Here is a 16196-nt window from a genome sequence, read left to right on the forward strand (position 1 = left end):
AGATCCATGCCCGGCCGGTGATTCCGGCGACTACCTGGGGCAACCCGCCCTCCAGGAGCATGGTGGACATGACGACAGCGATCGACGTGACGGGCCTGCGGCAGTCGTACGGCGACTTCGAAGCCGTGCGCGGCATCACCTTCGACGTACGGCAGGGCGAGCTGTTCGCGCTGCTGGGCACCAACGGCGCGGGCAAGACCACCACGATGGAGGTGCTCGCGGGTTACTCCCGGCCCTCCGGCGGAAGCGTGCGGGTGCTCGGCCTCGACCCGGTCAAGGCGCGCAGGCAGCTGCGTCCCCGCATGTCGATCATGCTCCAGGAGGCGGGTTTCCTGGGCGACCTGACCGTCGCCGAGACGGTCGAGCTGTGGCGCGGCATGGCCAAGGACGCCGGCCGCGAGCCGCTGACGGGCAACCCGATCGAGCTGGTGGAGCTGACGAGCAAGGCCAAGGTCAAGGTGAAGCAGCTGTCGGGTGGCCAGAAGCGCCGCCTGGATCTGGCGCTGGCCATCCTGAGCCTGCCCGAGGTGCTCTTCCTCGACGAGCCGACCACCGGCATGGACCCCGAGGCGCGCCAGCGCACCTGGGAGATCGTGCGCTCGCTGCGGGAGGCCGGGACGACGATCCTGCTGACCACCCACTATCTGGAGGAGGCAGAACGTCTGGCCGACCGGCTGGCGATCATGCACGAGGGCGTGATCCGCATCGCCGGCACGGTCGACGAGGTCGTGGCCACCAGCGGCGACCAGCTCAGCTTCCGCCTGCCCGAGCGCCACGAGCTGCTGCCGGCCATCGAGGACCGGCCGCCGTCGATCGCCGGCGGCAGGGCGGCCTACAAGGTGTACGGCAGTGCCCACGGCGCCATGCGCGAGCTGCTCGACTGGGCCGACAAGTACCAGGTGGACCTGGAGCGCCTGGAAGTGCGCCCCGGCACCCTCGACGACGTTTTCCTGCGTGTCGCCAAGGAGGCGAAGTGAAGACCGACGCCCTGCACGCCGTACGGCTGGCCAGGACCGACCTGAAGCTGCTCGGCCGCAACTACGTCGCGCTGTTCAACGTGATGGTCCTGCCGCTGCTGTTCGGTTTCCTCTACCTGCAGATGACGGAGGACCCGACGTTCGTACTGTCGGGCATGCCGGGCATCCTGCTGATCTTCACGGCCTTCCTGAACCTGGTCAACACCTTCACCGCCCGCCGTGAGGAGCTGGTTCTCAAGCGGCTGCGCGGTGGCCAGAGCTCGGCGGCGGCCATCTTCGGCGGGGCCGGTCTCGGCGCCCTGGCGGTCTTCGTCTTCCAGGTCGTGCTGCTGATCGTGCTGACCAACCGCTACGCGGGAGCCCTGCCCACCAACCCGGTGCCGATGATCGTCGGCGGCCTGCTCGGTGTGGCCGTCTTCGCCCTGCTGGCCGCGGCCTTCTCGGGCATCACACCGAGCGCCGAGATGGCGCAGCTGACCCCGATGCCGGTGCTGATCGTCCTGATGTTCGCCGCGCCGCTGGCCTGGCCGCTGGACCAGATGCCCGCCGCGCTGGAGATCGTCTCCCGTGTCCTGCCGGTCACCCCGGTGATGGAGTTGATGCGGGCGGGCTACTACGGTGCATCTCTGGGTGAAATGTCGGTTTATGTCGCCACGCTGCTGGGCTGGGTGGCCGTCAGCGCGCTGCTCGTCAAGCTGTTCTTCCGCTGGGACCCCCGGCACAACTGAGAAGGAACCCCCGATGCTGGAGATAACCGGACTGCGCAAGCAGTTCCCTGGTGGCAAGGTCGCGCTCGACGGCGTGGGCTTCGAGGTACGGCCGGGCGAGCTGTACGGCTTCGTCGGCGCCAACGGAGCCGGCAAGACCACCACGATGCGGATCGTCATGGGCGTGCTGCTGTCCGACGCCGGCCAGGTGAGCTGGCAGGGCAGGCCGCTCGACGCCGACACCCGCAAGCGGATCGGCTACATGCCCGAAGAGCGCGGCCTCTACCAGAAGATGCGCGTGGCCGAGCAGATCGAGTACTTCGGCCAGCTGCACGGCATGAGCGCCGCGGCCGCCCGCACGGCCACGAACGACCTGCTGGAGCGCCTGACCCTGACCGAGCGCAGGAACGACGCGGTCGAGGCGCTGTCGCTGGGCAACCAGCAGCGTGTGCAGCTCGCCGTGGCCCTGGTGCACGATCCCGAGCTGCTCATCCTCGACGAGCCCTTCTCCGGGCTCGACCCGATCGCGGTCGAGGCCCTTTCGACGGTGTTGCAGGAGCGGGCCAGGGGCGGCGTGCCCGTGCTCTTCTCCAGCCACCAGCTTGAGCTCGTCGAGCGCCTGTGCGACGCGGTCGGCATCATCTCGGCCGGGCGCATGGTCGCCACCGGGAGCGTCGAGACCCTGCAGGCCGCGGCCGGCCGGGCCCTGAAGGTCGTCGTACGGGGCGCCGAGCCGGGCTGGGCCGACGGCCTGCCCGGCGAGCTGGCCGTGCAGGGCGACCGTCATGTCCTGGTCACCAGCGGGGGCGACGACCAGGAGATCCTTCGCAGGGCCGTCAAGTCGGGCCACGTCGAGCACTTCGGCTTCGAGCGGGCCTCTCTCACCGAGATCTTCAAGGAGGCCGTGGCATGAGCGCCGTGTGGTTGGTGGCCAAGCGGGAGATCGTCACCACGGTCAGGACCAGGTCCTTCATCATCGGCCTGATCGTCACCGCCGTGGTGGTCGGCGTGGTGGCCTTCCTTCCCAAGTTCTTCGACGGACCGGACAAGTACACGATCGGCCTGGTCAACTCCCAGGAGCTGCCGCTCAAGCAGGCGCTGCCCGAGGCGGAGTTCACCTTCAAGACCTTCCAGGACCGCGCCGCCGCCACCAAGGCCGTGCTCGACGGCGACCTGGACGCCGCGCTGGTCGACGGGACGACGGTGCTCACCGACGGTCAGATCGAGACCGAGCTCGGCGTGCTGATGCAGAGCGTCAACCGCGAGGTGAAGCTGGGCGCCGCCGGGGTGAACGTGCCGCCGCTGGCCATGGAGTCGGTCGGCGCCGACACCCGCTACGAGGACGCGCGAAGAGGCATAGCGTTCCTGCTGGTCATCGTGCTGTTCGGCCTGGTCATCCAGTCGGTCTCGATGGTCGCGATGGGCGTCGTCGAGGAGAAGGGCAGCCGGATCGTCGAGATCCTGCTCGCCTCGCTGCGGCCGTGGCAGCTGCTCGTGGGGAAGGTCGTCGGGCTCGGCGTGATCGGGCTGATCAACCTGGCCGTGGTCCTGGTCGTCGGCATCGGCGCCGCGGTGGCCTCCGGCTTCGCCGAGAACTTCCCGCCGGGCATGGCGGGCATCATCGCGGGCACGATGATCTGGTTCCTGCTGGGGTACGCCTTCTTCGCCACCTACTCGGCGTCGCTGGCCTCGCTGGTCTCGCGCCAGGAGGAGGTGGGGAACGTCCTCGGCCCGATGATGCTCACCGTGATGGTCACCTACGGTGTGTCGATCTACGCCACCGGCGACCCGTCGAGCACGCTGTCGACCGTCATGTCGCTGATCCCGCCGTTCTCCTCGATGGTCATGCCGGTCCGCATGGCGGCGGCGGAGGTGCCGCTGTGGGAGGTGGGCGTCGCCATGCTGATCATGATGGCCGCCGTCGCGGGCATCGCGGCCGTGGGAGCCCGCGTCTACGAGCGCGCCGTGCTTCGCACCGGAGCCCGGCTGAAGTTCACCGAAGTGCTGCGCAGTCGTTGATGGGAGAGTTCAGCAAGGCACGTCGTGCCACCTGGCACATGCTCGGCCTGGCGTTGTGGATGACCTGGGGATGCGCGATCGCCGCGTTCTTCGCCACACCCGAGCCGATCTGGTGGCGCGGCGTGCTTGTGCTGATCGGGCTGATCGCCTTCAGCCGCTTCTATCTGGGCATTCTCAAGGTCCTGCTCGAACGGGCCTATCCGGCTCGCCAGGTCGCCGTCGCCGGCGGTCTGGCGGTCCTCATCGCCCTCGTGGGCGGGTTCGAGCCGTTCGGGTGCGGGTTCGTCCTGGTCGCCTGGCTCTCGGTGGCCGTGGTCAACGTCGGCAAGCGGGCGGCGGCGATCATGAGTGTCGTGGTCGGCGCCGCCTGGGGTGCGATGCTGCCGTTCGTGATCACGCCCGCCTTCGCGCCGGTGGCCGTCCAGCTGGTCATGGTCATCGTGCTGCTGCTCAGCGTGCCGGGTTCCAACCGGCTGTGGGTCTGGATCTACACCCTGGCCATCCAGGCGGAGGAGGGCAAGGAGGCCAGGGCGCGGCTGGCGGTCGCGGAGGAGCGCCTGCGCTTCGCCCGCGACCTGCACGACCTGGTCGGGCACCAGCTGTCCGCCATCGCCGTCAAGACCGAGCTGGCCGTACGGCTCACGCGGGCCGGTCGTGCCGAGGCGGCCGATGAGCTCACCGAGGTCCACGGGCTGACCAGGAGGGCGCTGAAGGAGCTGCGCGAGGCCGTGCGAGGCTATCGCGAGTTGGATCTCAACGCCGAGCTGACCAGCGTGCGCAGCGTGCTGGAGGCGGCGGGCGTGCGGTGCGAGCTGCATCTGCCGTACCGGAACGTGCCGGACGTCGCGGCGCCGGTCTTCGCCTACGTGGTCCGCGAGGCGGCCACGAACGTGCTCAAGCACAGCCAGGCGACGCGGTGCGACATCACCGTGCGCTTCACCGGCGAGGAGGCGGCGCTCGAGGTGCGCAACGACGGGGTCGTACGGCGCGCGGCCGAGGATCTGGGCAGCGGCCTGAGCGGCCTGACCGAGCGGCTGGAGGCCATCGGTGGCAAGCTCACCGCCCGTCCGTCCGGCGGTGAGTTCCTTCTTGTCGCGAGTGTCCCGCTCGGTTAACGTGCGCTGGTGATCTTACGCGGCAACGTCCCGCGCATGGCGACCGTCTGGGCGCTGACGATGGGTGTGGCGCTCGCCTGGACGGGAGCGGTGAGAGGCCTGATCGAGCACCCCGTCGGGCCCTGGCAGGCGGCGGGTGCGATCGCCGCGATGGTGCTGTTCAGCGTGCTCTACATCCGGATCAGCCGGGCGGCGGTGGCCGGTGGGCGGCGGTGGGCGGACCTGGCCGCCGCCGGAGCGGTCGCGCTGGCGCTGGTCGCCTGGATGGACGTGGGCGGTGAGCCTCGTCTGTGGGCGCTGCTCGGGCCGATCTGGGCCTCGGCGGCCGTGCTGGTCATGAGCCCGTGGCCGGCGATGCTGGTCTGCGCGGCCGTCGCGGGCGGCTACCTCGTGCTGACTCCGGAGGCGGACTCCGGCTCGGCGTTCACCTACGTCACGCTCTGCTTCGGCATCCCGTGGGCCAACCGGCTGCAGCTGTGGTTCTGGAAGATCATCCAGCAGGCCGAGGCGGGCAAGAAGGCGCAGGCCGCGCTGGCGGTGGCCGAGGAGCGGCTGCGCTTCTCCCGCGACCTGCACGACCTGGTCGGGCACAGCCTCTCGGTCATCGCGGTCAAGAGCGAGCTGGCGGTGAAGCTGGCCAGGCGTGACCAGGAGCGGGCGGAGACCGAGATGGCCGAGGTGCGCACCCTGGCCAAACAGGCACTCGGCGAGATCCGCTCCGCGGTCCAGGGGTATCGCAGCGTCGATCTGGCCGCCGAGCTGCGCGCCATGCGCCTGACGCTCGAGGCGGCGGGCATCGCCTGCTCGATCGAGGAGCCGCCCCGCGACCTGCCCGCCGAGGTGGCCACGCTCCTGGCCTGGGTGGCCAGGGAGGGCACCACCAACGTGCTCAGGCACAGCGGCGCGACCACCGTGAGCATCGCCTTCGACGTGCGCGAAGGCGAGCTGGAACTCCTGATGCGCAACGACGGAGCCGGCGAGCCGGGGTCGGGGAACGGCACGGGGCTGACCGGGCTGGCCGAACGCGTGACTACCCTCCGTGGTGAGTTTCGGGCGGGCCCAGAGGCCGGGGGCCACTTCGTGGTCGGAGTCGTGGTGCCCTGGAGTAGGTCGGCGACGATCGGGTAGTTCACCTGAGCAGGCAGGATTGATCACGCTAAGTGATCTATGTCTGATTCAAGGAGGTGACATGCGAGTCCGTAAGACTCCGGGAGCACAGGTGGTCAGGGTCGGGCCTCGGCTCGACGCGGGGACCGTCGCCGGAGTACGCCCGCGACTGCACCATGCGGTCGACACGGGCGACGGAGACCTGGTGGTCGACCTCTCCGAGCTGGAGATGATCGACGCCACCGGTCTCGGTGTGCTGGTGGGCACGCATCGGCGCGCACTTGGCGCGCACCGTCACCTCGTTCTCCGCAATGTGCCGCCGAGGATCATGCGGGTGCTGGCCGTGACCCGGCTGAATCGGGTGTTGCGGGTGGAGGCGCCTGCGGCAGCGGTGGCCTGAGGGGGCCAGGGTCCGGCGGTTCTCGGGAGTACGCCGGAGCCTCCCCGTCTTTCGAGACAGGCGGTGATCAGCCGCCGCCTGTCTCCCCCTCACATCTGCTGCCGGAGCCTGGTCAGGGTCCGGGGGCTCTGCGCGTCGAGCCAGTCGGCCAGCTGCTCGAAGGAGACGCAGCGCACCTCGTCGCGGCGGCAGGCCTCGTCCATCACCGTGATGAGGGCGCGCATGTAGATGCCGTCGTTCCAGCTCTCGAAGTGGTTGCCGATGAAGACCGGCGCGCGGTCGCCGTCGAGGCTGCCCTCGATGGCGCGCAGGTAGGCCTCGGTGGTCTGGCGCTCCCAGCGGTTCCACTCGTGCGGACGTCCCGATTTCGCGCCGCTGTGCAGGGTGAAGAAGTTGTAGTCCATGGCCAGGACCATGCGGCCGCTGCCGGGCATGCGGATGCTGGGCAGCGGGAACTGCCACAGGCCCGCGCGCCGGTGCGGCCACGAGACGGTGCCGGTGCCCGAGGCGTCGTAGCGCCAGCCGTACTGCTTGAAGGCTCTGAACATGGCCTCGCGGCGGCCCTCCAGGCAGGGCGTGCGGCCGCCCTTGACCACGTCGCGGATGCGGAAGGGCAGGTCGGGCCGATGGTCGCGGCCGGAGTTGGCCCGCCAGTTCTCCACGATGGTGTGGAACTGCTCGATCTCGTCGCGCCAGTCGCCCGCCGACCAGCTCCTGACCCCGTCGGATCCGCAGAAGTGGCCGTTGAAGTGGGTGCCGATCTCGTGGCCCGCGGTGTAGGCCGCGGCCAGCTCCTCGGCCTGCTCGTCGATCCTTCCCGGCCGCTGGAAGCCGATGTCGGAGCTGCCGGGCCTGCGCCCCGGCGGGCGGTAGAGCTCCTTGCGGTCGGAGGGCAGCAGGTAGACGCCCGACAGGAAGAACGTCAGGAACGCGTTGTTGCGCTCGGCGGTCTCGCGGAAGACAGGGAACCAGCCCTGGTCGTCGACGCCCGCGCCGTCGAAGGAGATGACGACGAACTGCGGCGGACGCTCGCCGTCGCGCAGCCGGCAGCGCTCGAACACCTCGGTGGTCCCGCCGCTCTCCGGGCACCAGCTCCGGTGCGAGCCCTTGGCCGCGACCGCCGGCCGCGTGGGCGCGGCGGCTGCGGTGGGCCTGGCTTCGGGAGGCGGCGCCTGCGGTGTTATCGCGGAATCGACGGAACGGCCCGTGATTCCGAGCCGTTCCGACAGTGGCGCCGCGGTGACTTGACCACACGCGCTCAAGGCGAGTGACATGCCGATAAGCGGTGTGAATACCCCCCGAGTCACCTTGTCATGTAATCACACTCCGTCATCAACGGTGCGGAATGACCTTCTGAACACGAGGAGGGCGACCTGAACGAGTTCCTCGACCGAGGGGGCGGGATCCGCCAGGACCCATTCGATGAGCAACTCCTGAATCGCGCCGACCATGGCCAGCGAGAGCAGGTGCAGATTGGCCGGAGGGGGCTCGTAGGCGATCGTCGCCTCTTCGATGAGGCGGGCGAACATCTCGACGGCGCGCTGGCGCGACGCCGTGAGCACGTCGCCTGACCTGCGTACTTCCAGGTGCATGATGCGGGCGCGGCGCCAGTCGGCCGTTGTGAACTCGATATATGCGCGTATTCCGGACTTTATTTGTCCGTCTAATGTCTGCGGGGCGTCCTGGAGGGCTTTGGTGATGGCGGCCATGCTTTCTTCCACGCACTGTTCGTGGATGGCGCGCAGGAGTTCCTCCCGGCCTCCGAAACACTCGTAGAAGGCGCGGTTGGAGATCCGCGCCTCCGCACAGAGCCGCTCGATTGTGGTCGCCGTGAAACCAGGCTTGGCATACAGCGTGTAAGCGGCCGCCATCAGCCGCTCGCGTCTGTCGGCCAGTCTTTGCTCAGCCGACATTCCCCGGTAAGACCGGTTCATTGCACCCCGTCCAAATGATCGTGAGCCCCCAGAACCCACAATTATGGACGGATGATCTTATTTGGGAAAGATGGGACAGATCACCTTTTGCGGCGACCGTGAAGGAACGTGACAAGCCTGATCAACCGTTCCACCTCCGCCTCGCCCTTCTTGAAGGTGGTCAGGTTCATGCCCGGCATGGCGAAGCGCTGGCGCGAGATGGCCTTGGGCCTGGTGAATTCCCGCAGGCCATCGGCTCCGTGGATGCGCCCGAAGCCCGACTCGCCCACACCGCCGAAGGGCAGCGAGGGGATCGCGGCGAAGGAGATCACGGAGTTGATCGCGGTCATGCCGCTGCGCATGAGGCGCGCCAGCTCCATCGCCCTGCGCGAGTTCTTCGTGAAGATCGTTCCCGCCAGGCCGTACGCGCTGGCGTTGGCCAGCTCCAGCGCCTCCTGCGCGTCGCGCGTGCGCCGGACGGTGATCGTCGGGCCGAAGGTCTCCTCGCGCACCGCGGGGGAGTCCTCGGGCACGTCCTCGATGATGACCGGCTCGACGTACGGCACGCGCACCGACTCCGGCCCGCCCACCAGGGTCTTGCCGGTCTTGGCCGCGTCGTCGATGTGGCGCTTGATGATGTCGAGCTGCCCCGGCATCGTGATCGGCCCGTAGTGCTCCCCGGCCTTCACCTCCTTGGCCATGGAGGTGAGCTTGCCGACGAAGGCCTCGTAGACCTGGTCGACCACGTAGACACGTTCCACGCCCACGCAGGTCTGCCCGGCGTTGGACATCGCGCCCCACAGGCACGCGTCGGCCGCGGCGTCGAGGTCGGCGTCGGCGTCGACGATGAAGGCGTCCTTGCCGCCGCACTCGGCGACCAGCGGGGTGAGGTTCTCCGCGCACGCGGCCATGACACGCTTGGCGGTGGCGTAGGAGCCGGTGAAGGCGATCTTCTTGACCCGGGGGTCCTTCGCCAGTGCCGCGCCGGTCTCGCCCAGGCCGGTGACGGTCTGCAGGACCGGGTACTCCGGCACCGACTCGGCGAACAGCTCGGCCAGCTTGACGCCCACGCCCGGCGTGAGCTCGCTGGGCTTGAAGACGACCGCGTTGCCCGCGGCCAGGGCGTAGGCGATGGAGCCCATCGGCGTGAAGACCGGGTAGTTCCACGGCCCGATGACGCCGACCACGCCGAGCGGCAGGTACTCCAGCGTGGCGGCCATGTTCATGCCGATCATGCCGGTGGAGACGCGGCGGGGGCGCAGGACCTTGTGCGCGTTGCGCGCGGCCCAGTCGAGGTGGGTGATCGTCAGCACGATCTCGAGCGTCGCGTCGCCGATCGGCTTGCCGGTCTCGTCGTGCACCACCTGGGCGAGCTCGCGCAGGTTCCTGGTGACGACCGCCTTGTAGTCGAGGAGCCTGCGGCGGCGCTCCTGGTGGCCGATGCCGGCCCACCAGCGGGCCGCTTCCTCGGCCCTGCTCACAGCCTCGTGCACCGCGTCGGCGGCCTGCTTGGGGTAGCTGCCCACGACCTGTCCCGTCGCGGGATTGAGGGAGTCGAACGTCAGGGTCGTCATGACTCGTAACGATAGTCCTGTAACTCAGCGCTTACTAGAGCAAGCCTCTGTTCATCGCCGTCGTGACCGCAGCCGTGCGGTCGGAGACGCCGAGCTTGCCGAAGACCCGCAGCAGATGCGTCTTGACCGTGGTCTCGCTGATGAACAACCGCTGGCCGATCTCGGCGTTCGTCAGGCCACGCGCGACCAGGGCCAGCACCTCGGTCTCGCGCGGCGTCAGCGACTCGGCGGCGGGCGCGCGCATCCTCGTGACCAGCTTCGTCGCGACCGAGGGCGACAGGACCGTCTCGCCCCTGAGCGCGCCGTGGATGGCCCTGAGCAGGTCAGGGCGGCTGGTGTCCTTGAGCAGATAGCCGGCCGCCCCCGCCTCCACGGCACGCACGATGTCGTGGTCGGTCTCGTAGGTGGTCAGAACGATCACCCTCGTGTGCTGATTTTTCATGATCCGGGCGATGGCGTCGACACCGTCGCCGCCCGGCATGCGCAGATCCATGAGGATGACGTCAGGATCCAGCTCGCGGGCCCTGACCACCGCCTCGTCGCCGGAGGACGCCTCGCCCACCACCTCGACGTCGGCCTCCAGCATGCCGCGCAGCCCCTCGCGGACCACCGGATGGTCGTCGACGATCAGGACCCGGGTGCGCTGCTCCGGGGTCATGCGGGTACCTCCACCGTCAATGTCGTCCCCTGTCCAGGCGGTCCGGCCAGCTCGACCGTGCCGCCCGCCTCCTCCACGCGGGTGCGCATCGCGCGCAGGCCGTACCCCTGCGGGTTGCCGGCCACCAAACCCGCCCCGTCGTCCTCGACGCGCAGCCGTACCGTGCGCGTGCCGTACGTCACCGTGACCCGCACCTCGCTCGCGGCCGCGTGCTTGCGCACGTTCGACAGCCCCTCCTGGAGGGCTCTGACCAGCACCACCTCGATGGCCGGCGGCAACGCCCTGCTCTCGCCCTCCGCCTCGAACGTGACGCCCGCCCCGATCTCCTCGGCCGTCCGCCCGGCGATCCTGCGCATCGAGTCGAGCAGCGTGCGCTCGTCGAGCGGAGCCGGGGCCAGCGCCGCGACCAGGGCACGCGCCTCGGCCAGGTTCTCCCGCGCGGTCCTTACGGCAAGCGGCACGTTCCTGGCCGGATCGGGGGCCTGAAGGAGCATGATGATGCTGCCGAAGCCCTGCGCGAGAGTGTCGTGGATCTCCCCGGCCAGCCGTTCGCGCTCCTGACGGGCCCCCGCCTCCGCCGACAGCCTGGCCACCTCCGCCCTGCTGGCCTCCAGCTGCTTGATCAGCTCCGCCCGCTCCCGGCTCTGCTCGATGATCCGCGTCGCCCAGATGCCGAAGGCCGAGGAGAAGAACAGCGTGATCGTGACGATCACGATGATCTCGTAGAAGTGCCCCTCGGAGAACCTGTAGATCACCGGAGGGACGCAGAGGATCACCACGGCCGCGATCGCCCGCCGGGCCGGCAGGGCCAGGAAACACTGCGCGCACAGGCCGAACAGCGCGTAGGTGGCCGGTCCCGAGATCAGCGCGGGCGGGATGTAGAGCACGAGCATCCCGACGATGTAGAGCAGGCCGCGGCGATCGTCGCCGCCGACGATCGCCGGACGCCCCAGCAGGACGTAGAGCGGCAGGATCGCCAGCAGGCATCCGGCGACGGTCGCCTTGGTCAGGGCGGACTCGTTGACCAGCAGGACGAAGAAGACCGGCACCGCGATCGAGATGACCAGCACCAGCTCCCAGCCCCACAGCCGGTCGTAGATCTCGCTCGACCGCTGCGCGAGGTCGGTCATCCGTCGCGGCGGCTCTTCCACCGGAATGTCATCAGGCACAACACCAAGCCTCCGATCACCCAGGCTCCCAGGACCAGGGCCGTCTTGGCCAGCTCGTAGGAACCGGTCGGCTGCAGCACCAGGCCCCCGTCGCCCAGGAACACCGCGCGCAGGCCCTGGCACATCCACTTGAGCGGGAAGATCGCCGCCACGTCCGTCAGCCAGCCCGGCAACTCGGTGAAGGGGATGAACACCCCCGAGATGAACTGCAGCACCAGGAAGGGCAGCGTGATCACCGCACCGGCGCTCTTGGCCGATCCGGCCAGGCTGCTGGCGGCGATGCCCAGCAGACACCCCGAGGTCAGGCCCAGGAACACCACCCACGCGAAGGTCAGCCAGGCCGTGCCCCGCGGCAGGTCGATGTCGTAGAGCAGCACGGCCACCGCGAGCAGGAGGGCGATCTCGCACAGCGCCATCACCAGAACGCTGCCGACCTTCCCCGCGAAGTACGCGTATTTCGGCAGCGGCGTGCCGCTGAGCCGCTTGAGCGCCCCCTCCTCGCGCTCCACCGCGATGCTGATGCCCAGGTTCTGCAGGCTCACCGCGAGAACCGCCGCGCCGATCATCCCGGCCGTGTAGACCTCGGCCACCGTCACACCGGTGCCCGGATACTCGCCCGTGAAGATCGAGCCGAACAACACCAGCAGGACGATCGGGAGCGAGAAGGTGAAGACCACCTGGTCACGCTCGCGGAAGAACACCTTCAGCTCGAACCCCGCCCTGGCCAGCGCCACCGTCATCGCGACGCTCCGATCAGCTCCAGGTAGGTGTCCTCCAGCGTCGGCCTGACCACCTGCAGGCCAGGCACCTCGCCCCCGTACCGCCCGGCCAGCTCCGTCACCGTCGCGGTCGGGCTGTCGGTCCGCACGCTGCCCTCCGCCCAGCTCACCGTCGCCCTGCCGCCGGACCTGCCGCCCAGCGTGCGCGGATCGCCCTCGGCCACGATGCGCCCCCTGGCGATCACCGCCACCCGATCCGCCAGCGCCTCCGCCTCGTCGAGATAGTGCGTGGTCAGCAGGATCGTGGTCCCCTGCAACCCCTTGATCAGCTCCCAGAACCGCCTGCGCGCCTCCGGATCGAACCCGGTCGTCGGCTCGTCCAGGAAGAGCAGCTCGGGATCTCCCACCAGGCCCAGGGCCACGTCCACCCTGCGGCGCTGCCCGCCGGACAGGCGGCCGACGCGCTGATGGCGCTGCGCACCGAGCCCCACCTGCTCGATCAGCTCGTCGGGGTTCCGGGGACGGGGGTAGAAGGTGGCGAAGTGGCGCACCACCTCCCGCACCGTCACCTCGGCGGTGTCGTTCGAGGTCTGCAGCACGATGCCGATCCGCTCCCGCCACCGCCTGCCCGCCCGGCCCGGATCCTCGCCCAGGACCGTCACCTCGCCGCCGTCGCGCCTGCGGTGGCCTTCGAGGATCTCGACGGTCGTGGACTTCCCCGCGCCGTTGGGGCCGAGAAGCGCGAAGATCTCGCCCCTGCCGATGGCCAGGTCGACGGACTGGACTGCTTGGAGACTGCCGTAGCTCTTGGTCAGCCCCTTGATGCTCACCACTGGGTCCATGGGTCAAGCGTCCGTGTCGTACGGCTCGCGCGGGACCACCGGTGGACCGACCGCGCCGTCCTCCGAACGGAGGACGGCCACCCGCTCGTGATCTCCACCACGGCATCGAGAACACCGGGTCAGAACAGCGTCGGATTCTCCGGCTCGATGCCGCGCAGAGCGTCGTAGTCGAGCGTCACGCAGTCGATGCCCCGATCGGCCGCCAGCACCCTGGCCTGGGGCTTGATCTCCTGCGCTGCGAAGATCCCCTTCACCGGAGCCAGCAGCGGATCTCTGTTGAGCAGCTCCAGATAGCGCGTGAGCTGCTCCACGCCATCGATCTCGCCCCGGCGCTTGATCTCCACGGCGACCGTGGCGCCCTTGGCGTCACGGCACAGGATGTCGACCGGCCCGATCGCGGTCATGAACTCGCGCCGCACCAGGCTCCAGCCCTCGCCCAGGGTGGTGATGTGCTCGGCGAGCAACTCCTGCAGGTGCGCCTCCACCCCGTCCTTGATCAGGCCGGGGTCGATGCCGAGCTCGTGGGAGAAGTCGTGGAGGATCTCCTCCATCGTCATGACCAGCTTCTCGCCCGTCTTGCCGTGGGTGACGGTCCACGTGCCGCCGTCCTCGGAGAGCTTGCAGGGTGGGTTCATCCAGTTGAGCGGCTTGAAGGCACGGTCGTCGGCGTGGATGCTGACGCTGCCGTCGGCCTTGATGAGAATGAGGCGGGGGGCCATCGGCAGGTGTGCCGTGAGCCGCCCGATGTAATCCACGCTGCAGCGCGCGATGACCAGACGCATGCAGAGCAGTCTCCCAGAGCCGCCGGGTGGCGGGTGCCTTCTCCGGAGAGCGCGCGTTCACCGCCGCAGTACCGTGACGTCGTATGACCGTCACCGAGATCACCGCGGACCTGGTCCGCGCGCTGCTGCGCGAGCAGCACCCGGACCTCGCGGGGCTGCCCGTGCGCGAGGTCGCGGGAGGATGGGGCAACCAGATGTGGCGCCTCGGCGACGACCTGGCCGTCCGCATGCAGCGCATGGACCCCACCCCGGAGCTCCAGCTCAAGGAGCGGCGGTGGCTGCCCGTGCTGGCCCCGCTCCTGCCGCTCCCGGTGCCGACCCCGGTGCGGTTCGGCGAACCGTCCGAGCGGTTCCCCAGGCACTGGACCGTGATGACGTGGGTTCACGGCGAGCCGCTCGACCGCGGCTCGATCGGCCGTGGCGATCACGCGGCCGACACCCTGGCGGGCTTCCTGCGCGCGCTCCACGTCGAGGCGCCCGCCGACGCGCCCATCGCCGGGGACCGCGGCGCCCACCCCAGGGACTGCACGGACGGCTTCGAGCGCTTTATCCAGGCTGTCGACCCCGACGCCCTCGCCGGTGTCACCGCCCAGGTCAGGGCCGTCTGGGACGACGCCGTGGCGGCCGAGGCGTGGGAGGGCGGGCCGGTGTGGGTGCACGGCGACCTCCACCCCGCGAACGTCGTCGTCGCCGACGGCACGCTCGCGGGCATCGTCGACTTCGGCGACATGTTCGCGGGCGATCCGGCCTGGGACCTCGCCGCCGCATGGGTGCTGCTGCCCGCGGGGACGGCCTCGCGGTTCTTCGACAGGTACGGGCTCGCCGGCGAAGCGGCGATCCGTCGGGCCCGGGGGCTGGCGGCGTTGAAGAGCCTCTTCCTCATGCTCATGGGGCAGAACGGGGATCGGGGACTTCCTGGCGGGAAACCCCACTGGGGGCCGGTGGGGCGGGCGGCCCTTGATCGTGTGCTGAAGGGTGTGTGACGCGCGCTTTCCGTGTCCCCGAGCCGAGCTGAGAGCCTTGTGGGCGGGTCGCGGGTGTGCTCCGAAGTGGGAAGATGGGGGAATGGCGGTTGAATTGGCGGTTGTGGGTGTGATGGGTGCCGGCTGCCGGAGTGTGTTCCCGGGTGGGCCGGCGGCATGAGCCCGCGCAAGGCGCGTCGCCGCGACGACGACCAGCGGCCGCTGGGCTTCCCGTCAGGCGGGGAGAAGATCGAGGAGTGGCCCGACGGCGACTGGAGGGTGCGGCCGCTGTCCGGGGCGTCGTCGGGCAAGCAGTACCGCTGCCCCGGATGTGATCAGGAGATCCTCCCGGGTAAGCCACACCTGGTGACCTGGCCCGACTGGACGGGCGGCGACGCGGAGCGGCGCCACTGGCACACGACCTGCTGGCGCAAGCGGCTCGATCGGGGTCCCGGGCGTAGCCGGTACTGAGGTCACCGGCCCATGGCAGGGTCGTTACTGTGCAGGCGGGACGGAACGGTGACGGAAGGACGGGCATGGAGATTCGTGCGGCCACGGAGTTGCCGGCGCGGCGCGAGGACATCGAGTTGCACACCGCCGACGATCTGACGCTCGTCGGCGAGCTGGCCGTGCCGGAGGGCGGGGCGCCGGTGGCGACGCTGGTGACTTTGCATCCGCTCCCGACGCACGGCGGGTTCATGGACAGCCACGTGTACAAGAAGGCCGCCAACCGGCTGCCGGCGCTGGCGGATCTGGCGGTGCTGCGCTTCAACACCCGGGGCACCTCGTCCGATCGCGGCACCTCGGAGGGGGCGTTCGACGGCGGCGAGGGCGAGCGGTTCGACGTGGCGGCGGCGCTGGAGTACGCCGAGTTCCACGACCTGCCGCGCGTGTGGGTGGTGGGCTGGTCGTTCGGCACCGAGCTGGCGCTGAAATGGGCGCACGATCCGCTGGTGGAGGGGGCGATCCTGCTGTCGCCGCCGCTGCACAGGGCCACCGACGACGATCTTGACAGATGGGCGGAGTTCGGCAGGCCGCTGACGGTGCTGGTGCCGGAGTTCGACGACTATCTGCGGCCCGAGGAGGCGCGGGCGCGGTTCTCGCGGGTGCCGCAGGCCGAGGTGATCGGGGTCGACGGGGCCAAGCATCTGTGGGTCGGCGAGCCGTACGTCAGGATCGTGCTGGACGAGATCGTGAAAAGGGTGAACCCCGCGGCCTTCCCTCTGCCCACGGAGTGGTCACTAGAATAACG

18 protein-coding genes are annotated in these 16196 nt (G+C 69.6%); 10 read left to right on the forward strand and 8 right to left on the reverse strand.

Annotated elements, in window-relative coordinates; translation table 11 throughout:
* The first annotated feature begins 68 nt into the window (after positions 1-68).
* The 7 genes from HNR30_RS21880 (at position 69) to HNR30_RS21910 (ending at position 6325) form a co-directional block, all read left to right on the forward strand.
* A complete protein-coding gene (locus tag HNR30_RS21880) occupies positions 69-977 on the forward strand; it encodes an ABC transporter ATP-binding protein (RefSeq protein WP_246378901.1) in 909 nt (302 codons plus the stop codon).
* Positions 974-1705: an ABC transporter permease gene (locus tag HNR30_RS21885; RefSeq protein ID WP_181611757.1), complete on the forward strand. Its 732-nt coding sequence runs from the start codon at positions 974-976 to the stop codon at positions 1703-1705. Before HNR30_RS21880 ends, HNR30_RS21885 begins: the two co-directional genes overlap by 4 nt.
* 13 nt (positions 1706-1718) lie before the next feature.
* Positions 1719-2597 carry an ABC transporter ATP-binding protein gene (locus HNR30_RS21890; RefSeq protein WP_181611758.1) on the forward strand — a complete coding sequence of 293 codons (879 nt, stop codon included), beginning with the start codon at positions 1719-1721 and terminating at the stop codon, positions 2595-2597.
* On the forward strand, positions 2594-3703 hold the full coding sequence (locus tag HNR30_RS21895; protein ID WP_181611759.1) for an ABC transporter permease: 1110 nt from the start codon (positions 2594-2596) through the stop codon (positions 3701-3703). Before HNR30_RS21890 ends, HNR30_RS21895 begins: the two co-directional genes overlap by 4 nt.
* Positions 3703-4818: a sensor histidine kinase gene (locus HNR30_RS21900; protein ID WP_181611760.1), complete on the forward strand. Its 1116-nt coding sequence runs from the start codon at positions 3703-3705 to the stop codon at positions 4816-4818. Before HNR30_RS21895 ends, HNR30_RS21900 begins: the two co-directional genes overlap by 1 nt.
* Before the next feature lie 9 nt (positions 4819-4827).
* Complete coding sequence (locus HNR30_RS21905) at positions 4828-5946, forward strand: sensor histidine kinase (protein ID WP_181611761.1); 1119 nt, start codon at positions 4828-4830, stop codon at positions 5944-5946.
* A gap of 61 nt (positions 5947-6007) precedes the next feature.
* Positions 6008-6325, forward strand: a complete 318-nt coding sequence (locus tag HNR30_RS21910; RefSeq protein WP_181611762.1) for an STAS domain-containing protein — start codon at positions 6008-6010, stop codon at positions 6323-6325.
* 89 nt (positions 6326-6414) lie between these two features.
* Here HNR30_RS21910 and HNR30_RS21915 read toward each other — a convergent pair whose 3' ends face one another.
* The 8 genes from HNR30_RS21915 to nucS form a co-directional block, all read right to left on the reverse strand.
* On the reverse strand, positions 6415-7386 hold the full coding sequence (locus HNR30_RS21915; RefSeq protein WP_181611763.1) for a polysaccharide deacetylase family protein: 972 nt from the start codon (positions 7384-7386) through the stop codon (positions 6415-6417).
* A gap of 258 nt (positions 7387-7644) precedes the next feature.
* Positions 7645-8259 carry a TetR/AcrR family transcriptional regulator gene (locus HNR30_RS21920; RefSeq protein ID WP_246378902.1) on the reverse strand — a complete coding sequence of 205 codons (615 nt, stop codon included), beginning with the start codon at positions 8257-8259 and terminating at the stop codon, positions 7645-7647.
* Between the two features lie 80 nt (positions 8260-8339).
* A complete protein-coding gene (locus HNR30_RS21925; RefSeq protein WP_181611764.1) occupies positions 8340-9812 on the reverse strand; it encodes an aldehyde dehydrogenase family protein in 1473 nt (490 codons plus the stop codon).
* Positions 9813-9846: 34 nt separating this feature from the next.
* A complete protein-coding gene (locus HNR30_RS21930; protein ID WP_181611765.1) occupies positions 9847-10470 on the reverse strand; it encodes a response regulator in 624 nt (207 codons plus the stop codon).
* Positions 10467-11600: a sensor histidine kinase gene (locus HNR30_RS21935; RefSeq protein ID WP_181611766.1), complete on the reverse strand. Its 1134-nt coding sequence runs from the start codon at positions 11598-11600 to the stop codon at positions 10467-10469. The genes HNR30_RS21930 and HNR30_RS21935 overlap by 4 nt, the downstream gene beginning before the upstream one ends.
* Positions 11597-12379, reverse strand: coding sequence for an ABC transporter permease (locus tag HNR30_RS21940; RefSeq protein ID WP_181611767.1), 783 nt, complete (start codon positions 12377-12379; stop codon positions 11597-11599). The genes HNR30_RS21935 and HNR30_RS21940 overlap by 4 nt, the downstream gene beginning before the upstream one ends.
* Positions 12376-13200 carry an ABC transporter ATP-binding protein gene (locus HNR30_RS21945; RefSeq protein WP_181611768.1) on the reverse strand — a complete coding sequence of 275 codons (825 nt, stop codon included), beginning with the start codon at positions 13198-13200 and terminating at the stop codon, positions 12376-12378. The genes HNR30_RS21940 and HNR30_RS21945 overlap by 4 nt, the downstream gene beginning before the upstream one ends.
* Positions 13201-13319: 119 nt before the next feature.
* Entirely contained in the window at positions 13320-13982 is a 663-nt protein-coding gene (gene nucS / locus HNR30_RS21950; RefSeq protein WP_181611769.1) for an endonuclease NucS, read from the reverse strand.
* Positions 13983-14065: 83 nt separating this feature from the next.
* Between nucS and HNR30_RS21955 the strand changes: the two genes are divergently transcribed.
* The 3 genes from HNR30_RS21955 to HNR30_RS21965 all read left to right on the forward strand — a co-directional run bounded on the left by HNR30_RS21955 (position 14066) and on the right by HNR30_RS21965 (position 16194).
* On the forward strand, positions 14066-14965 hold the full coding sequence (locus HNR30_RS21955; protein ID WP_181611770.1) for a phosphotransferase: 900 nt from the start codon (positions 14066-14068) through the stop codon (positions 14963-14965).
* Positions 14966-15121: 156 nt separating this feature from the next.
* Complete coding sequence (locus HNR30_RS21960) at positions 15122-15415, forward strand: Rv1322 family protein (RefSeq protein ID WP_181611771.1); 294 nt, start codon at positions 15122-15124, stop codon at positions 15413-15415.
* A 65-nt stretch (positions 15416-15480) separates the two neighbouring features.
* The gene (locus tag HNR30_RS21965; RefSeq protein WP_181611772.1) at positions 15481-16194 is read left to right on the forward strand and encodes an alpha/beta hydrolase; all 714 of its coding nucleotides are present in this window, start codon (positions 15481-15483) and stop codon (positions 16192-16194) included.
* Positions 16195-16196 lie beyond the last annotated feature (2 nt).

The organism is Nonomuraea soli (assembly GCF_013761175.1).
Taxonomy (GTDB): domain Bacteria; phylum Actinomycetota; class Actinomycetes; order Streptosporangiales; family Streptosporangiaceae; genus Nonomuraea; species Nonomuraea soli.

Excerpts from the sequence above, each read along its gene's own strand:
- HNR30_RS21880 (WP_246378901.1), top strand. The coding sequence starts at position 69 with ATGACGACAGCGATCGACGTGACGGGCCTGCGGCAGTCGTACGGCGAC.
- HNR30_RS21890 (WP_181611758.1), top strand. The coding sequence starts at position 1,719 with ATGCTGGAGATAACCGGACTGCGCAAGCAGTTCCCTGGTGGCAAGGTC.
- HNR30_RS21895 (WP_181611759.1), top strand. The coding sequence starts at position 2,594 with ATGAGCGCCGTGTGGTTGGTGGCCAAGCGGGAGATCGTCACCACGGTC.
- HNR30_RS21900 (WP_181611760.1), top strand. The coding sequence starts at position 3,703 with ATGGGAGAGTTCAGCAAGGCACGTCGTGCCACCTGGCACATGCTCGGC.
- HNR30_RS21910 (WP_181611762.1), top strand. The coding sequence starts at position 6,008 with ATGCGAGTCCGTAAGACTCCGGGAGCACAGGTGGTCAGGGTCGGGCCT.
- HNR30_RS21920 (WP_246378902.1), bottom strand. The coding sequence starts at position 8,259 with ATGAACCGGTCTTACCGGGGAATGTCGGCTGAGCAAAGACTGGCCGAC.
- HNR30_RS21925 (WP_181611764.1), bottom strand. The coding sequence starts at position 9,812 with ATGACGACCCTGACGTTCGACTCCCTCAATCCCGCGACGGGACAGGTC.
- HNR30_RS21930 (WP_181611765.1), bottom strand. The coding sequence starts at position 10,470 with ATGACCCCGGAGCAGCGCACCCGGGTCCTGATCGTCGACGACCATCCG.
- HNR30_RS21935 (WP_181611766.1), bottom strand. The coding sequence starts at position 11,600 with ATGACCGACCTCGCGCAGCGGTCGAGCGAGATCTACGACCGGCTGTGG.
- HNR30_RS21940 (WP_181611767.1), bottom strand. The coding sequence starts at position 12,379 with ATGACGGTGGCGCTGGCCAGGGCGGGGTTCGAGCTGAAGGTGTTCTTC.
- HNR30_RS21945 (WP_181611768.1), bottom strand. The coding sequence starts at position 13,200 with ATGGACCCAGTGGTGAGCATCAAGGGGCTGACCAAGAGCTACGGCAGT.
- nucS (WP_181611769.1), bottom strand. The coding sequence starts at position 13,982 with ATGCGTCTGGTCATCGCGCGCTGCAGCGTGGATTACATCGGGCGGCTC.
- HNR30_RS21955 (WP_181611770.1), top strand. The coding sequence starts at position 14,066 with ATGACCGTCACCGAGATCACCGCGGACCTGGTCCGCGCGCTGCTGCGC.
- HNR30_RS21960 (WP_181611771.1), top strand. The coding sequence starts at position 15,122 with ATGAGCCCGCGCAAGGCGCGTCGCCGCGACGACGACCAGCGGCCGCTG.
- HNR30_RS21965 (WP_181611772.1), top strand. The coding sequence starts at position 15,481 with ATGGAGATTCGTGCGGCCACGGAGTTGCCGGCGCGGCGCGAGGACATC.